The 18,567-nt window shown below is 35.2% G+C and carries 13 protein-coding genes; 8 read left to right on the forward strand and 5 right to left on the reverse strand.

Annotated features, from left to right (window positions below; genetic code table 11):
* Positions 1–79: 79 nt before the first annotated feature.
* Both NHE85_RS15535 and NHE85_RS15540 read right to left on the reverse strand, forming a co-directional pair.
* Entirely contained in the window at positions 80–556 is a 477-nt protein-coding gene (locus NHE85_RS15535; protein WP_252813055.1) for a GyrI-like domain-containing protein, read from the reverse strand.
* Between the two features lie 20 nt (positions 557–576).
* Entirely contained in the window at positions 577–1,500 is a 924-nt protein-coding gene (locus NHE85_RS15540; RefSeq protein ID WP_252813056.1) for a hypothetical protein, read from the reverse strand.
* A gap of 131 nt (positions 1,501–1,631) precedes the next feature.
* Between NHE85_RS15540 and uvrA the strand changes: the two genes are divergently transcribed.
* The 4 genes from uvrA to NHE85_RS15560 all read left to right on the forward strand — a co-directional run bounded on the left by uvrA (position 1,632) and on the right by NHE85_RS15560 (position 10,746).
* Positions 1,632–4,463, forward strand: coding sequence for an excinuclease ABC subunit UvrA (uvrA, locus tag NHE85_RS15545; protein WP_252813057.1), 2,832 nt, complete (start codon positions 1,632–1,634; stop codon positions 4,461–4,463).
* 30 nt (positions 4,464–4,493) lie between these two features.
* Positions 4,494–5,216 carry a TIGR00730 family Rossman fold protein gene (locus NHE85_RS15550; RefSeq protein ID WP_252813058.1) on the forward strand — a complete coding sequence of 241 codons (723 nt, stop codon included), beginning with the start codon at positions 4,494–4,496 and terminating at the stop codon, positions 5,214–5,216.
* A gap of 152 nt (positions 5,217–5,368) precedes the next feature.
* Complete coding sequence (locus tag NHE85_RS15555) at positions 5,369–8,161, forward strand: aminopeptidase (protein WP_252813059.1); 2,793 nt, start codon at positions 5,369–5,371, stop codon at positions 8,159–8,161.
* A gap of 179 nt (positions 8,162–8,340) precedes the next feature.
* Positions 8,341–10,746, forward strand: coding sequence for a thiamine pyrophosphate-dependent enzyme (locus NHE85_RS15560; RefSeq protein ID WP_252813060.1), 2,406 nt, complete (start codon positions 8,341–8,343; stop codon positions 10,744–10,746).
* Between the two features lie 155 nt (positions 10,747–10,901).
* On the opposite strand, the gene NHE85_RS15565 is transcribed toward NHE85_RS15560, so the two are convergent.
* The 3 genes from NHE85_RS15565 to NHE85_RS15575 all read right to left on the reverse strand — a co-directional run bounded on the left by NHE85_RS15565 (position 10,902) and on the right by NHE85_RS15575 (position 13,258).
* Positions 10,902–11,738 (reverse strand): OmpA family protein, encoded by an 837-nt coding sequence (locus NHE85_RS15565; RefSeq protein ID WP_252813061.1) that lies wholly within the window; start codon positions 11,736–11,738, stop codon positions 10,902–10,904.
* A gap of 63 nt (positions 11,739–11,801) precedes the next feature.
* Positions 11,802–12,809: a glycosyltransferase family 2 protein gene (locus tag NHE85_RS15570; protein WP_252813062.1), complete on the reverse strand. Its 1,008-nt coding sequence runs from the start codon at positions 12,807–12,809 to the stop codon at positions 11,802–11,804.
* Positions 12,806–13,258 (reverse strand): type I restriction enzyme HsdR N-terminal domain-containing protein, encoded by a 453-nt coding sequence (locus tag NHE85_RS15575; protein ID WP_252813063.1) that lies wholly within the window; start codon positions 13,256–13,258, stop codon positions 12,806–12,808. The genes NHE85_RS15570 and NHE85_RS15575 overlap by 4 nt, the downstream gene beginning before the upstream one ends.
* A 58-nt stretch (positions 13,259–13,316) precedes the next feature.
* Here NHE85_RS15575 and holA point away from each other — a divergent pair, with 58 nt between their 5' ends.
* The 4 genes from holA (at position 13,317) to ettA (ending at position 18,520) form a co-directional block, all read left to right on the forward strand.
* Positions 13,317–14,321 (forward strand): DNA polymerase III subunit delta, encoded by a 1,005-nt coding sequence (gene holA, locus NHE85_RS15580; protein ID WP_252813064.1) that lies wholly within the window; start codon positions 13,317–13,319, stop codon positions 14,319–14,321.
* Between the two features lie 50 nt (positions 14,322–14,371).
* Positions 14,372–14,548, forward strand: a complete 177-nt coding sequence (locus tag NHE85_RS15585) for a CAL67264 family membrane protein (protein WP_252813322.1) — start codon at positions 14,372–14,374, stop codon at positions 14,546–14,548.
* Between the two features lie 72 nt (positions 14,549–14,620).
* A complete protein-coding gene (locus tag NHE85_RS15590; RefSeq protein WP_252813065.1) occupies positions 14,621–16,690 on the forward strand; it encodes an ATP-binding protein in 2,070 nt (689 codons plus the stop codon).
* 135 nt (positions 16,691–16,825) lie between these two features.
* Positions 16,826–18,520, forward strand: a complete 1,695-nt coding sequence (ettA, locus tag NHE85_RS15595) for an energy-dependent translational throttle protein EttA (protein WP_252813066.1) — start codon at positions 16,826–16,828, stop codon at positions 18,518–18,520.
* The last annotated feature ends 47 nt before the right edge of the window (positions 18,521–18,567 follow it).

The following is an 18,567-nucleotide window of genomic DNA, read 5'->3' on the forward strand; positions in this document are numbered from 1 at the left end:
TGTCAAAGTTGCAAAATAGCAAAGTCAACTCTCTGAAGCTTGTCACTCCATTACTCTGTCACTTTGCAACTTTGAATAATTACCTAATCGGAATCCATATCTCCTCTTCTGAATCAGGATCTCCATTTTTGTATTTAGGTCCGAGTATCTCAAAATGCGGGCGGTCATCCAATTCATACCCCGAAGCCGGCAGCCATTCACTAAAAATATAGCTGAAGACATCAAACCCGTTATTGTGTGCGCCTTTATAAAAGAAAACAGCATATTGCCCACTGGGAAGCGTTAAAGCCTCCATTTCCTGAGGAATAGTATTAAAGTCTGACACCTCTACAGCAGCCCATTTTTTAAATTCAGTATGAGGATTAAACTTCACAAAAAATTCCTTGTCATAAATTTGTAAAGAATACATGTGATCTGTATTTATACTGTTCACTATATTTTTACGTTCCGGCATAAAACTGTTCCATAAATCGAATGTTTTATTATTGGCAAACGTCATGGTAAGGTGTTTACCAATAAGTTTTTTAGCGGGTATGGTTTGTATGGTTGGGGTCATTGATTATTAAATTGATAAAATTAGAAATATTCGTAAGTATATCTCCAAATATTAAACAACTTATCTGCTAAATATAACCTCTTTTCAACTATATCTCCATGATTATTATAAGTATAACTATAATTACTAACAACATCCCATTTCCTGTATTTTATTATATCTCCCCTTTTATTATAATAAATATCTTCTGAACCGCTATCCATATAAATATATTTAGCATTAACTAAAGTATCATTCTCATAAGTATATTTTTCAGTTGCCATAACGACTGGGACTTTCTCGATATATCCTATTCGTGAAACTTGAATTAGCTTATTTTTTCTATCGTAAGTCTTGAATTCTCTTGACGTTAATTCTCCAGTAGCTGAATAACTATCTACCGTAATAAGTGTATCGTTTTTAAATTCTTTTTCAATAAAATTATTATCTAACTCTTTTACTATTTTTTCTCTTATCAGATCAGAGTCAGAATAAAAAAACTCCTCTATTGTACCAAGATTGCTAATTTCAGATGTTTGAATTAAATGTTTCTGCTTATCATACTTGTAGATCTTAGTTATAAAGTTTGAAAAATCTCCAATAGTCTTATCATTACTATCAATTTCAGTCTTTAATCTTGATATATTATCTCCTACATATTCAAAAATTTTAGAAGTAGAAGTTTTACCATATTTATAGCGAAAAAAAGTGTTTACCTTGACAATTTTGGATTTTTTGTAATTTATTTTTTTCCATTTTTCAAATCTTTCTGCTTTTAACTTAGTTGAAGTTAAAAACCCATTATTGTCAAACACATAAGTTTCTATATCATTATTTAATGAATCTAGAATTTTAACTTTCTTAACCTTACTATAATATTTCAAACTTGTATTAGTAATATATTCTTGAGCAGATAGATTAGTTAATATGAATAAGCTTAATAAAAGGGAGATTGTTTTAAACATATGAACATTTTTTCATTTCAAATGTAAAAATATCTTTCAACTTATATCTACCACTTTAACAATTTCTTACCCAAACCCTCTGTATAAAAATAGCTTAAAAATGAGTACCTTTGCGTTTTGCACAAAATGCTATGCTAGATACTACCGATAATATAGAAGTGTTAGGCGCCCGTGCGCATAACCTTAAAAATATAGATGTTACCATACCGCGTGAAAAACTTGTTGTAATTACCGGGCTTTCGGGCTCCGGAAAATCATCTCTGGCTTTTGACACTATTTATGCTGAAGGGCAGCGCCGCTACATAGAAACCTTTTCAGCCTATGCCCGCCAGTTCCTTGGCGGACTGGAACGCCCTGATGTTGACAAGATAGACGGTCTTAGCCCCGTTATTGCGATAGAGCAGAAAACAACCAGTAAAAGTCCGCGTTCTACAGTTGGTACCATTACTGAGATCTATGACTTCCTGCGTCTTCTTTATGCACGTGGTGCTGATGCTTACAGCTATGTGACAGGTGAAAAGATGGTAAGCTATAGTGATGACCAGATAAAAGAACTTATCGTAGAAAAGTTTAACGGCAAACGTATTACTATTCTTGCGCCTATTGTTCGTACCCGTAAAGGGCATTACCGTGAACTGTTTGAGCAGATATCCAAACAGGGATTCCTTAAAGTACGTGTGGATGGCGAGATAAAAGATATTGAGCCGGGCATGAAGCTTGACAGGTATAAAAACCACGATATAGAAACGGTTATAGACCGTATGGCAGTAGATACTTCTGCCGATACAGATAAGCGCCTTGCGGACAGTATTAAAACAGCAATGTATCATGGGGAAGATGTTATGATGGTAATTGAACATGATACTAATGAAGTTCGTTATTACAGCCGTAATTTAATGTGTCCTTCATCAGGCATCTCCTACCCTAATCCTGAACCTAATAATTTTTCTTTCAACTCCCCTAAGGGAGCCTGTCCTAACTGTAATGGCTTAGGCACTATTAACGAAATTAATCTTAGAAAAATAATTCCAAATCCCAAACTTACTATCAAACAGGGAGGTTTTGCGCCTCTTGGTGAATATAAAAGCTCCTGGATATTTAAGCAGCTTGAGATTATTGGCGAGAAATATGGTTTTAAGCTAACTGATGCGATTGAGAAAATTCCGGAGGAAGCCATAACAATGATAATGAATGGCGGTAAGGAAAAATTTACTGTCAATTCTAAAACATTAGGCGTAAATCGTGAGTATAAAATAGATTTTGAGGGTATTGCCAATTTCATAAAAAATCAGCATGACGAAAGCGGATCGGCTTCGCTTAAACGCTGGGCAAAAGATTTTATGGATGAAATAGACTGCCCTGTTTGTAATGGCACAAGGCTTAGAAAAGAATCGCTTTACTTTAAGGTAAACGGGCTTAATATAGCCGAACTGTCTGCTATGGATATTGCTGACCTTGCGGATTGGTTTGAAAACCTTGACAGCAATCTCACTGAAAAACAGAAGGTAATAGCACTGGAAATTATAAAAGAAATTAAAGCACGTTTAAGCTTTTTAGTTGATGTTGGGCTTAACTACCTGTCTCTTAATCGCGGGTCGGGAACGCTTTCGGGTGGAGAAGCACAGCGCATAAGGTTGGCAACACAAATAGGCTCTCAGCTCGTCGGTGTGCTTTACATTCTTGACGAACCAAGTATAGGACTGCACCAACGTGATAACGAGAAACTTATACGGTCATTAGAGGCGCTTAGAGATATAGGCAACTCGGTTATTGTTGTAGAACACGACAAAGACATGATTGAACGTGCAGATTATGTAATTGATATTGGCCCGGCTGCAGGCCGTTTTGGCGGGCAGATAGTAAGTGAAGGAACTCCTGCCGAATTGCTTAAGGAGCACACGCTTACAGCAGCGTACCTTAACGGAGAAAAGGAAATAGCAGTACCAAAAAAGCGCCGCGAAGGAAATGGAAAAACGCTTAAACTTACAGGCGCTACAGGAAACAATCTAAAAAATGTTTCTATAGAAATACCTTTAGGTAAAATGATATGCGTTACAGGTGTTTCGGGCAGTGGGAAATCCACACTTATTAATGGAACCCTGTACCCTATTCTTAATGCCCACTTTTTTAATGGCGTTAAAAAGCCCCAGCCTTACAAAAAAATTGAAGGGCTAGAACATATTGATAAAGTTATAGATATAGACCAATCACCCATAGGGCGTACACCGCGTTCAAACCCTGCAACATATACCGACGTATTTTCAGAAATACGCTCATTATTTACACAAACACCGGAAGCAATGATACGTGGTTATAAACCCGGACGTTTTAGCTTTAATGTTAGCGGCGGGCGTTGTGAAACCTGTGAAGGTTCAGGACTTCGCGTTATTGAGATGAGTTTTCTTCCCGATGTATATGTAGAGTGTGAAACCTGTCAGGGTAAACGCTTTAACCGTGAAACTCTTGAGATACGTTATAAAGGGAAATCTATTGCAGATGTTCTTGATATGACTGTAGATGAAGCAGTTCCATTTTTTGAGAATATCCCTAAAATTTACAGGAAAATAAAAACCATTCAGGACGTAGGCCTTGGTTATATAACATTAGGTCAGCAAAGTACCACCCTGTCAGGTGGTGAGGCGCAGCGGATAAAACTTGCTTCTGAACTATCTAAAAAAGATACCGGTAATACTTTTTATATACTTGATGAGCCTACTACAGGCCTGCATTTTGAAGACATAAGAGTACTGATGGAAGTAATTAACAAATTAGTTGATAAAGGAAACACCGTACTTATTATAGAGCATAATATGGACGTTATAAAACTTGCCGATTACATTATAGATATTGGATATGAAGGCGGTAAAGGCGGGGGCCAGCTTATTGCCAAAGGCACACCTGAAGAAGTGGCTAAAAACAAAAAAAGCTACACTGCCCAATTCTTAAAAAAAGAATTATCTTAGAAGCCATTAAATTATTACCACAGCAAAGCCATGAGAGAAAAATTTGAAAACGACCACGAATGGATTAATGAAAGCCTTAAACAAAAATCATGGCATGAGATAAGAAGTAATGATTCCTGGGTTATTTTTAAGGTAATGTCGGAATTTGTAAATGGTTACGAAACCATGGCCAGAATAGGCCCTTGTGTATCAATATTTGGTTCTGCAAGAACACAACCTGAAAATAAATATTATAAGCTGGCTGAAAAGATAGCCGAAAAAATAACACGTGCCGGATATGGAATTATTACCGGTGGCGGCCCGGGTATAATGGAAGCAGGCAATAAAGGTGCTTCTCAGGGAGGCGGCCCGTCAGTAGGACTAAATATTGAGCTTCCTTTTGAACAGCACTTTAACCCTTATATAGATAATGACAAAAATGTGAATTTTGATTACTTTTTTGTTCGTAAAGTAATGTTTGTAAAGTACTCCCAGGGTTTTGTAGTTATGCCGGGGGGCTTTGGTACACTGGATGAAATGTTTGAGGCAATTACGCTTATTCAAACTAAGAAAATTGCTAAGTTTCCTATTATACTTGTTGGCTCTGAATTTTGGGGAGGACTTATGGAGTGGATTAAAAATGTAATGGTTGAGCAAAATAAAAATGCCAACCCTGAAGATCTAAACCTGATAAAAGTAGTAGATACTGCTGATGAAGTACTTGAGGTAATTGATGCATTTTATAAAAAATACAGTCTTAGTCCTAACTTCTAATATAGGGATTATTACTTATTTTAACATTAGCACAGGCAACCTATACCCTGCTTTTACATCTAAATTCAAACCTAATAAACATTGTGTAACTGCCATTAAATCTTTACAATAATTTGAATATAACAGCGAGGTTATTTTTCTTATTTCTACTGATGATTTCAGTACAACTGCATGCACAGCATTTGAACAAAATGTTTGTGGAAGCAGATACTGAAAAACAGATACTTAAAGTAAAACAGGAAATAATATATCATAACCAAACTGCTGATACATTAAAAGAATTTATACTTAACGACTGGAATAATGCCTACTCCGGTAAAGAAACGCCTTTAGCAAAACGATTTTCAGATGAATACATAAGGGCTTTTCATTTGGCCAGTGATAATGACCGTGGCTTTACAACCATATATTCAGTTATAGACCAGAACAACCTCAATTTAAACTGGAGCAGGCCTTCTAAGCACCCTGACCTTGTTGATGTAAAACTTAAAAATCCCATTTATCCCAATCAAAAGTTTAAGCTTATAATCACCTATCAGGTAAAGATACCTAACGAAAGATTTACAAAATTTGGTTATGATGACAAAACTCTTTCATTTAACCTTAAAGACTGGTACCTAACCCCGGCACGTGTAGAAAACAATAAATTTTTAAGATATAGCAATGAAAACCTGGATGATATAGCCAATGCCGTTGCTAACTATGAGATTACTTTATCTGTACCTAAAGGAACTATTATAACTACTGATCTTGATGACAGTAAATTACAAAAAGATACTGTTGACCAGTATTTGCTTACAGGTAAAAATCGCATGGGCTTCACTCTTGTATTAGAGACCAAAAACACTTTTGACGTATATAATAACACTTTTGCACAGGTTAGCTGCAACCTTAAGGACAATCGGGTTACAGAAATACAAAAAGCCTATCTCATAAATCAGATCACTGAATATATAGGGAATAATTTAGGAAAATACCCTTTCGAAAAAATTATGGTAACCCAGGCTGAATATGAACGCAGCCCCATGTATGGGTTAAATCAGTTACCGGCCTTTTTAAATCCCTACCCCGATTCATTTATGTTTGAAATAAGGTTTCTTAAAACATATATCAATGCTTATTTAAAAAACACACTTAAACTTGATCCGCGCAAAGATAACTGGCTGTATGATGGTATTCAGATAGACCTGATGCGAAAATATATAAATGAGTATCATACTGATAGAAAAATGATGGGACAGCTATCAAGCTGGGGAATACTTAAAGGGCATAACCTGTTTAATCTGAGTTTTAATGAACAATACAGTTATATATACCTGCTAACTGCCAGAAAGAATTTAGACCAGCCGATTGGCGATCCTAAAAACACTTTTATTAAGTTTAATGAGCAAATATCCGGTAAATACAGGGCAGGCCTTAGCATAAAATATCTTGATGATTATTTGGGTGACAGTATAGTACCAAAAACTATAATGGACTTTTATAGCCTGAATGTTAGTACTTCAAAAACAAACAGAAAAGATTTTGAAAACATTTTAAAATCTAAAACAACAAAAGATACAGACTGGTTTTTTAAAACTGTAGTTGGATCAAGAGATCTGATCGATTTTAAATTTGCTGATGTAAAAGAACAAAAAGATTCATTAAAAGTTACTATCAAAAACCGAACAGGTACTAATGTACCTGTTTCGTTATATGGTTTAGATAAAGATACTATTGTTTTTAAACAATGGATAGAAAATATAAGTAAAGACAGCACTTTTACTGTTGCACGCCTTAATGCAGACAGGCTTGCATTAAATTATAATAATGAAATTCCTGAATATAACAGAAGAAATAACTGGAGAAGGTTAGACAAGTTCTTTCCTAATAATAAGCCTTTAAAATTTACTTTTTTTCAGGATATTGAAGACCCACATTATAATCAGGTATTTTATGTTCCCAGTTTTACCTATAATTTATATGATGGTTTTTCTCCGGGTCTGAGGCTGCATAACAAATCTTTACTGGAAAAACCTTTTATTTTTGATATTGAGCCGACTTATTCAATAAATACAGGTGAATTGATAGGTTCATTTTCTTTATTGCTCAATAATTATATCAGAGACCAGTCATTATACAGTATCAGATATCTGGTTGGCGGCTCTACTTATCACTATGCTCCCGATGCCCGATATATAAAATTTAACCCTGCTGTAATTTTCCGTCTTAGAGAAGACGATTATCGTCAAAACAAAAAACAAACAATTGTTTTAAGACAGGTAATGGTAAACAGGGAGAAATCTGCCTATGTGAACACCGATAACCAAAATGAAAACTATTCTGTTTTTAATGCAAGATTCAGTAAATATGAATCGGAGATAATACGCCATTATAGCTTTTATACTGATGTACAAATAGCCGGTGCTTTTGGAAAACTTTCAGGTGAAATACAATATCGAAGGCTGTTTAATGATAACAGGAGAATAAACCTTCGCTTATTTGCAGGTGCATTTTTGTACCGCGATACAAACTCAGAATTTTTTAGCTTTGGGCTGGACCGCCCTACAGATTATATGTTCGACTATAACTTTTACGGGCGTTCTGAAACAACTGGTTTATTTAGTCAGCAATATATTATGGCAGAAGGCGGATTTAAGTCTAAACTCGATACAAGATATGCTAATCAATGGATGACAACCTTAAACGCCAGTTTTAATATCTGGAACTGGATAGAGGTTTACGGCGATGCAGGTGTTTTTAAAAATCATTATTCTGATGCTAAGTTTGCTTATGACAGTGGAATTCGCCTTAACCTGCTTCCAGATTATTTCGAATTATATTTTCCCGCCTATTCAAGCAAGGGATTTGAGCCATCTCAGGGAAGGTATATTGAAAAAGTACGCTTTGTAGTAACTATAAGTCCAAGTACATTAATCGGGCTCTTTACCAGAAAATGGCTCTAAAAAGTAATTACTCCAATAAAATTACACAAAACATAGTTTTTACGTTATTTTATTAAAATAAAATCATCCAAAACATCTTTAACTAAAGTTTTATTATCAAATATGAAATCATTTTTTCCAGATGTTCTTATGATATGTCATTCTTTTAATTAAATTTGTATTCATACAAAACCGGTTTTATGACAGATACAGAAATAAAAAAATCGATTTCATTTGAAGATTTCAGAACAGAGGTTCTAAATGATTATAAAATTGCTGTTACCAGCAGGGAATGCAGCCTGTTAGGGCGACGTGAAGTACTTACAGGTAAGGCTAAATTTGGAATTTTTGGAGACGGAAAAGAAGTGCCGCAGCTTGCTATGGCAAAGGCCTTTAAAAATGGGGATTTCCGTTCAGGTTATTACCGTGACCAGACTTTTATGATGGCAATAGGACAATTGAATATTCAGCAGTTCTTTGCCGGGCTTTACGGACATAGTGATCTGGAGCACGACCCTATGTCTGCCGGAAGGCAAATGGGTGGACATTTTGCAACTCACAGCCTTGATGAAAACGGAAATTGGAAAAATCTTACGCTGCAAAAAAATTCGAGCGCAGATATATCGCCAACAGCGGGACAAATGCCAAGATTACTTGGTTTAGCGCAGGCATCTAAAATATACCGAAACGTATCCGGAATTGAAAATAAAACCAATTTTTCTATAAATGGCAACGAAATAGCCTGGGGTACAATTGGTAATGCAAGTACATCTGAAGGATTATTCTTTGAAACTATTAATGCTGCAGGAGTATTACAGGTACCAATGGTAATAAGCGTTTGGGATGATGAATATGGAATTTCTGTACATGCACGTTATCAAACAACCAAAGAAAATATTTCAGAAGTGCTTAAAGGTTTTCAGCGTGATGAAAACAGTAAAGGATATGAAATAATTACTGTAAGAGGATGGGATTACCCTGAACTGGTATCGGCTTACGAAAAAGCAGCAGAAATTGCGCGTACCGAACATGTACCTGTTTTAATACATGTTTACGAACTGACACAACCGCAGGGGCACTCAACTTCCGGGTCACATGAACGTTATAAAAATGCCGACCGTCTTTCATGGGAAAGCGAATATGACTGTATTGTCCAGATGAAAAAATGGATGATAGAAAATAATATTGCGTCTGCCGAAGAGCTTGCTGTTATTGATGAAGAGGCTAAAAAGAATGTTTTAGAAGGTAAAAAAGCCGCTTGGGCTGCATATGTAAATCCTATTAAAGACGAACAAAAAGAGCTTATAACCTTATTAAATTCAATTGCTGCACAAAGCCCAAATAAAGTATTTATAGAAAAATACATCTCTGAGCTTTCATCTATAAAAGAACCTATAAGAAAAGATATATTAGTTACCGCCAGAAAAGTGCTACGCCTTATTCTAAAAGAAAACGGTAAAACATCACTTCCTAAATGGATAACATCATATATAGAAAAAATACAGCCAAAATTTAGTTCTCACCTGTTTTCTGAATCAGAAAAAAACGCACTGAATGTAAAAGAAGTATTACCGGAATATGGAGATAATACTGAAGATGCTGATGGACGCATGATAATGCGTGACAATTTTGATGCAATATTCAGCAAGTATCCTGAAGCACTGGTTTTTGGTGAAGACTGTGGTAATATAGGTGATGTTAATCAGGGACTTGAAGGCATGCAGGAAAAATACGGTGATTTTAGGGTTTGTGATGCCGGTATTCGTGAAGCCACTATCCTAGGCCAGGGTATAGGTATGGCAATGAGAGGGCTTCGACCTATTGCCGAGATACAATACCTTGACTATTTATTATATGCTATACAAATAATGAGCGATGACCTTGCAACACTGCAATACAGAACTGCAGGAAGACAAAAGGCACCGCTTATAATCCGAACACGCGGCCACAGGCTTGAAGGCATCTGGCATTCAGGATCACCTATGGGTATGATCATTAACGCAGTACGCGGAATCCATGTTCTTGTTCCAAGAAACATGACAAAAGCAGCAGGTTTTTATAATACCCTTCTTACTACAGATGAACCTGCATTAGTAATTGAATGTCTTAACGGGTACCGCCTTAAAGAAAAAATGCCTGAAAATCTTGGTGAGTTTAAAACGCCACTTGGTGTTGTAGAAACCATTAAAGAAGGAAAGGACATTACACTTGTTTCTTATGGTTCTACCCTACGCCTTGTTGAACAGGCAGCTAAAGAACTTTTAGAAATAGGTATAGATGCTGAAATAATAGATATTCAATCATTACTGCCTTTTGATATTAGCCATGATATTGTAAAAAGCGTTGCAAAAACGAACAGGCTTTTAGTTATAGATGAAGATGTACCCGGAGGAGCTTCTGCTTACATTCTTCAGCAAATAGTAGATGTTCAGGATGCTTATAAGCATTTAGACAGTAAGCCTGAAACATTAACTGCAAAAGCACATCGCCCTTCTTACGGTACTGATGGCGACTACTTTTCTAAGCCGTCTGTAGAAGATATATTTGAAAAAGTATATTCAATAATGAATGAGGTAAAACCGAATGAATTTCCTGAGCTTTATTAGAATTCTAAAGTAAAATAAATACCTTAAAAACTCCCGGATACAAATTGTATTCGGGAGTTTTATTTTAATACTATCTTAAACCGCTCTACACCTTTAAGTATAGCAATAAAAAAAGCCCCTCAATTGAGGAGCATTTTTATTCTATAAGAAATATATTATTTACCAGTTTGGTTTTTCATTTCTTTTTCAATCATATCGTAGAACTGATCTATTTTTGGTAGAACAAGAATTCTTGTTCTTCTGTTTGTGGCTCTGCCTTCAGCAGTATCATTTGACGTAAGCGGAATATATTCACCACGACCTGATGCTACTAAACGTTTAGGATCGATACCAAAATCATTCTGAAGAATTCTAACAATAGAAGTGGCACGTTTAACGCTTAGATCCCAGTTATCCTGTAACACAGGGTTTTTAATAGGCACATTATCAGTATGTCCTTCAACCATACACTCAAAATCAGGCTTGTCTTTTACAATTTTAGCAACTTTGCCTAAAATTTCTTTAGCTCTGTCGCTTACCTGATAGCTGCCGCTCTTAAACAGAAGTTTATCAGCTATAGAAATGTAAACCACACCTTTCTCTACATTAACTTCAATATCCGGATCATTAACACCTACTGCTCTCTTAATACTTGTAACAAGTGCAAGAGTTACAGAATCCTTACGTGTAAGTGCGTCCTGAAGCCTTGAGATCTTTAGATCTTTTTCTTTAAGGCTTTCTAAAGATTTCTCTATTGTAGCCGCTCCTTTAGAGGTTAAAGTGGCAAGATTGTCTTTTGTACTAATAAGGTCTGTATTCGTTTTTCTTAAGTCATCCAGATTACGGGCCATTGCATCTCTTTCAGCAAGGCATGTATTAAGCTTAATAGTAGCACTATTTAGCAAATCCTGGATCTCTTTGTTTTTAGCTTCCAGCTCGGCAATCTTCTTTTTAGAACCGCAGGAAGTCAGCGTCATAGCTGCTAAGGTAAGTACTAGAATGGCTCTTTTCATAAAAGTCAAATTTAAATTTCTAACAAAATTAAGGATTAATTAAAAAAACGGTTACAGTTTTGTCTATAAACTATTGTTAAATTTTGAATCAAATATCCTGCCTTTTTTTACAAAATACAAGTAAACAATACTCTTTACTTTATAGTAATTCTTATATTTCTTTGACTCTCTTTTATTTAGAAAATAAAAAAGTTTTAAATAAAAATAAAAATGTGCTTTTAGTACTGCCCAAAAGTGTAAAAACTGGCCTTGAGACACAAATTTAATACCTGCGAGGCCATCTTGCCAAAGCCTTACAAATAGTACCGGAAACAATTTGCCTGCTGGTAAATTCTTAAGCATCATCCATAATGAGTTCCTGAAATTCAAAAAGGTTTTTCGAGGATTGCTATTAGCAAGAGTAGCTCCTCCAACATGATAAATTACAGACTCGCTGCAAAAACGGACTTTATAATTTTTATTAAACGCCCGCCAGCATAAATCAATTTCTTCCTGATGTGCAAAGAAATCTTCATCAAACCCTCGCAATTCCCTATAAACATCTTTGCGTATAAAAAAACAGGCACCAGACGCCCAGAATATTTCACTTGTGTCATCGTACTGTCCCCTATCCTCTTCGATAGTTTCAAAAATACGGCCCCTGCAAAAAGGAAAACCATATTTATCTATAAATCCACCTGCCGCACCTGCATATTCAAAACATGTTTTATTTTTGTAATCAAGAATCTTTGGCTGAACTATAGCTGTTTCACTATCTTTTTCAAATAGTTCTATTACTGGTTCCAGCCATCCTTCTGTAACTTCAACATCAGAGTTTACCAAAGCATATATATCTTCTTCAACAAAAGCGAGCGATTCGTTATAACCTTTAGCATAACCAAAATTGCTGGTGTTTTCTATTATTTTTATATCAGGATAATTTTTACGGATAAAAGCAACAGAATCATCAGTAGATGCATTATCAGCTACATAGATTTCAGCCTCGGGAGAATATTTGGTAACAGATGGTAAAAACTTTTCAAGAAGGGCTTTTCCGTTCCAGTTTAAAATTACAACAGCTATGTTTTTCATAGATTGGGTGTATATACGGGCAGGTCTTCCAGAAAAAAATATTTTTCCTGTTCATAGTCCATTTGGCAAAAATAATGATTTAGACCATTTGTAACCATCATATGCACTGCATTTAATGACATATTATAACGTGCTATCTGATCAAAAGTATTTTGTGATATCGCAACTGCCGGAGCTTTACATTCAACCAGCAAAAAAATACTCCCGTCAGGATTAAAGATCACTACGTCATAACGTTTAATCAATCCATTGATTTTAATTATTTTCTCTACATTAATATAAGATTTTGGGTAGTTTTTTTCTTCTAAAAGATATCTCACTACATGTTGGCGTACCCATTCTTCGGGAGTAAGTATGATAAATTTTTTACGTATCTCATCAAAAATAGCGACCTTATTTTCACTATTTTTGAATCGGAATGTATAGTTTTTAAAGTTTAGCTTCTGCATTTGGCAAATTTACTTTTTTTCGGCTGTATATAATTCATTTCATTTAAATACCACTATTTTGGACGAAGTTATAAAGATTGTAAACGAAATAAAACAGGGCAATATTAAGCCCATTTATTTTTTTATGGGAGAAGAACCTTATTATATAGACCGGTTAACGGAATATATAGAGGACAATGTTCTTACTGAAGATGAAAAAGGCTTTAACCAAATGGTATTGTATGGAAAAGATGTATCAATAGAAGATGTGATATCAAATGCTAAACGATATCCGATGATGTCAGACAGGCAGGTAGTTATTGTTAAGGAAGCCCAGGAACTTTCACGCACCATTGAAAAACTGGAGAGTTATGCCGAAAATCCACAACTTTCAACTGTTTTAGTTTTCGCTTATAAATATAAAACCCTTGATAAGCGTAAAAAAGTTACCAAACTACTGGAAAAAAAAGGTGTAGTTTTTGAAAGTAAAAAAATGTATGACAATCAGGTAGCAGACTGGATAAAGCGCATACTGCAGGGAAAAAATTATACTATAGAACCTAAAGCTGCGGCAATGCTTGTAGAGTTTTTAGGCAACGATCTGAGTAAAATAAATAATGAACTTGATAAGTTAACAATAATATTACCCAAAGGCAGTACTATAACTCCGAAAACTATTGAGGATAATATAGGTATAAGCAAAGATTACAATGTATTTGAATTACGCAAATCAATTGGCGAAAGAGATCAGTTGAAAGCATACAAAATTGCCGATTATTTTTCTCAAAATCCAAAAGACAACCCATTAGTCATGACAACCGGCCTTGTATTTGGATTTTTTATCCAGTTATTACAATATCATGGGCTTAAGGACAAAAATCCTTCAAACGTTGCAAAAACTTTGAAAGTAAATCCTTATTTTTTAAAGGATTATGATATTGCACTTCGAAACTATCCTATGAAAAAAGTTAGTGCCATTATAGCAGCCCTAAGGGATATTGATGTTAAAAGTAAAGGCGTAGGTTCCAATTCAATATCACAACATGACTTATTAAAAGAGATGCTGGTAAAGATTTTTAATTAACCTTTTTAATCACGATATTTGTTAGCTAAAATTTGAATGAACAAATGGGAATGAATAAAAATACTATTTTAGGATGGGCAACATTTATAATGATACTTATGGGCTTCTTATTAATTGGACTTGGTGCCTTCCGTTATAATGATATAGCCGGCTGGGGATTTGCCGCCGTTGGAATAGGTTTTTTTGCCATTGCATGGGTGTTTAGCGCTTTAAAAGGCAGGGTTTAACTCCATTAGTACAAAACTCAAAATCTTTTCATTATAATAATCTAAACGTATAACTCATTAAGCTTTTATCATATGGCCAAGATTAAATATCCTATCCCCGAAAATGAAAAAGAAAGAGTAAAAGCCTTACATCGTTATAATATTTTAGATACACTTCCGGAACAGGAGTTTGATGATATAGCAAAGCTAGCTTCTTTTATTTGCAAAGTACCTATTGCACACGTATCCTTTGTTGACGAAAACAGACAATGGTTTAAATCAAAAATAGGACTTGATATTTATGATATGCCACGAGAGGAAACTTTTTGTCAGTATGCCATTATGGATACTAAAATGCTGGAAGTTCCTAATGCTGCCGAACATGAGATGTTTAAAAATCATCCTCATGTTACAGGAGATTTTCATATACGATTTTATGCAGGTGTGCCTTTAACAACCCCTGACGGATTTAATGTTGGTACATTATGTGTTGTTGATACTGAACCTAAAACTATAACCGATGAGCAGCGTATGGTACTTTCTACGCTAGCAAAACATGTAATAGTTCAGCTTGAGCTCAGAATCAAAAATTATGATTTAAAATCGGAAGTAGAAAGGCTTGCTTTAAAAGAGCTTGAAGCTGTAAGCCATGAGCTTGAAAGCTATAAACTGGCTTTAGATCAAACATCCGGTGTAGTGGTTTTTGATAAAGCCGGTATTGTGAGTTTTGTAAATGATAATACAGAAGCCATTTCTAAATATCAAAAAGAAGAATTAATAGGTCAACATATTAAACAAATAAATGCTGCTTATACCAGCGAATATGTATTTGACGATTTATGGAAAACCATAAGTTCAGGTAGAATATGGCATAACGAAATTAAAAACGAAGCCAAAGACGGGACCTTCTACTGGACAGATACTGTAATTGTACCCATACCTGATAAAACTGACAGCCCTTACAAATATGTTGAAATTAAAACCGACATAACTAATCGGAAGGAAGTTGAACAGGAATTAATTAAAGCAAAGGAAATTGCCGAAAAAGCAGTATTTACTAAAGATAGTTTTCTTGCTAATATGAGTCATGAAATAAGGACTCCAATGAATGCAATTGTAGGGTTTGCCGATTTACTTGAGCAAACTGCTTTGACAGTACAGCAAAAAGACTACATAAAAAATGTAAAAACTGCGGGAGACAATCTTTTAGTGATTATTAATGATATACTTGATCTTTCTAAAATTGAATCTGGAAAACTAACTATAGGCTCTGCCCCATTCAGTTTAAAAGATACAATGACACAGCTGTATAACTTGCTGAAAGTTAAAGCAGACGAGAAAAATTTAAAGTTCAGTTTAACTATTGATTCTGATGCACCTGATTATGTGATGGGAGATAAAGGGAGGATAAATCAGATATTGCTAAACTTAACGGGGAACGCTATAAAATTTACCGAAAACGGAGAAATAAAAATCACTGTAAAAAAAATAGCAGATTCAGCACAAAATCATACTATAAAATTTTCTGTAAAAGATTCAGGTATAGGAATACCGGTTGAAAAACTTGATACTATTTTTGAGCGGTTTACACAGGCAGAAGAGAGTACTACCAGAAAATTTGGCGGTACCGGATTAGGACTAAGTATTGTAAAACAACTTGTAGAATTGATGCAAGGTGAGATTAATGTAAAAAGTAAATTAGGTGAAGGTTCTGAATTTAATTTTACAGTTGACTTTTTAAAAGCTAATAATACTGCTAAACAAATTATAGATGCTGCTTCAAATTCTCACAATATAAGAGAACTTAATATTCTATTATGTGAAGACAATCCTTTAAATCAGCATTTAGCAAAAAATATAATAAAAGGTTTTGGATTTACAGTTGATGTTGCTGAAAATGGAGAAAAAGGTCTGGATCTATTAGCTAAAAATAAATATGATATTATTCTTATGGACCTTCAAATGCCTGTAATGGACGGATATCAAACTACAACCTATATTAGGAATGAGATTAAATCCGATATTCCTATTATTGCCATTACCGCCCACTGTTTGATAGGTGAAGAGCAGAAATGTTTAGATCTTGGCATGAATGCTTATATGTCAAAACCTTTTAAAAGGGAAGAATTATTAAACCAAATTCAGGGATTAATCAAAAGATAAGACTTTGAAGTATCAGCACTAATAGTTGATATTTTTTATTATTGAATTATATTTGTAATCCTAATTTATTCAGCAAGTTATATTAATAAACAGTCATATATTGATAAAAAATAAAATTAAATAAATCAAAATTAAATGTCAGACGATAAGAAAGTAATATTTTCAATGTCCCGCGTAGGAAAAACATTTCCCGGGGCTCAAAAACCAGTATTAAAAGATATCTATCTTAGTTTTTTCTATGGTGCTAAAATTGGTATTCTGGGTCTTAATGGTTCCGGTAAATCATCATTATTAAAAATTATTGCAGGTGTAGATAAAAACTATCAGGGCGATGTTGTTTTTGCTCCTGGATATTCTGTAGGATACTTAGAGCAGGAACCACAACTTGATGAGAATAAAACTGTAATTGAAGTTGTTCGTGAAGGAGTTGCTGAAACAGTAGCTTTACTGGATGAATTTAATAAAATCAACGATAGTTTCGGAGATCCTGAAGTATATGAAGATGCTGATAAAATGCAGAAGCTTATGGATCGTCAGGCCGAACTTCAGGACAAAATCGATGCTTCGGGGGCATGGGAACTGGACACCAAACTGGAAATAGCAATGGATGCTTTGCGTACGCCTGAGCCTGATACCCCAATTAAAGTGCTTTCAGGTGGTGAAAAAAGACGTGTTGCATTATGCCGTTTACTATTACAGCAGCCTGATGTGTTACTACTGGATGAGCCAACTAACCACCTTGATGCAGAAAGTGTATTGTGGTTAGAACAGCACCTTCAGCATTATGCAGGTACTGTAATTGCCGTAACTCACGACCGTTATTTCCTTGATAATGTTGCAGGTTGGATCCTTGAACTTGACCGTGGCGAAGGTATTCCATGGAAAGGCAATTATTCTTCATGGCTTGATCAGAAAGCCAAGCGATTAGAACAGGAGGAAAAAACAGCTTCTAAACGCAGAAAAACACTTGAACGCGAACTTGACTGGGTTAGACAGGGAGCTAAAGGCCGACAGACTAAACAAAAAGCCCGTCTGCAAAATTATGACAGGTTATTAAATGAAGATCAGAAAGAGCTTGACGAAAAACTTGAAATATATATCCCTAATGGTCCAAGGCTTGGTACTAATGTTATTGAAGCCAAAGGTGTTGCCAAAGGATATGGAGATAAGTTATTATATGACAATCTTAACTTTACCCTGCCTCAGGCCGGTATAGTTGGAATTATAGGCCCTAACGGTGCAGGTAAAACAACTATTTTCAGAATGATTATGGGTGAGGAAACTCCAGATGCCGGAGAATTTAAAGTTGGAGAAACCGTTAAAATAGCTTATGTAGACCAATCGCACTCAAACATTAATCCTGAGAAGTCAATATGGGAAAACTTTTGTGACGGACAGGAACTTATAATGATGGGTGGCAGGCAGGTTAACTCACGTGCTTATTTAAGCAGGTTTAACTTCAGCGGCAGCGACCAGAATAAAAAAGTAGCTACGCTTTCAGGAGGAGAACGTAACAGGCTTCACTTAGCCATTACCTTAAAGGAAGAAGGAAACGTATTATTACTGGATGAGCCTACAAATGATCTTGATATTAATACATTACGTGCTCTTGAAGAAGGTTTAGATAATTTTGCAGGTTGTGCAGTGGTAATTTCCCACGACAGATGGTTCCTTGACAGGGTGTGTACACACATTCTTGCATTTGAAGGAAATTCTGAAGTATATTTCTTTGAAGGAAGCTTCTCAGAATACGAAGAGAATAAGAAAAAACGTCTTGGAGGTGATCTAACTCCTAAACGAATAAAATACAAAAAGCTGATAAGAGGCTAAAAAATAAATCCCGCCTGAGAGCGGGATTTTTTATATCAACAACAGAA

Source organism: Flavobacterium sp. NRK1, assembly GCF_024054175.1.
GTDB lineage: Bacteria > Bacteroidota > Bacteroidia > Flavobacteriales > Flavobacteriaceae > Flavobacterium.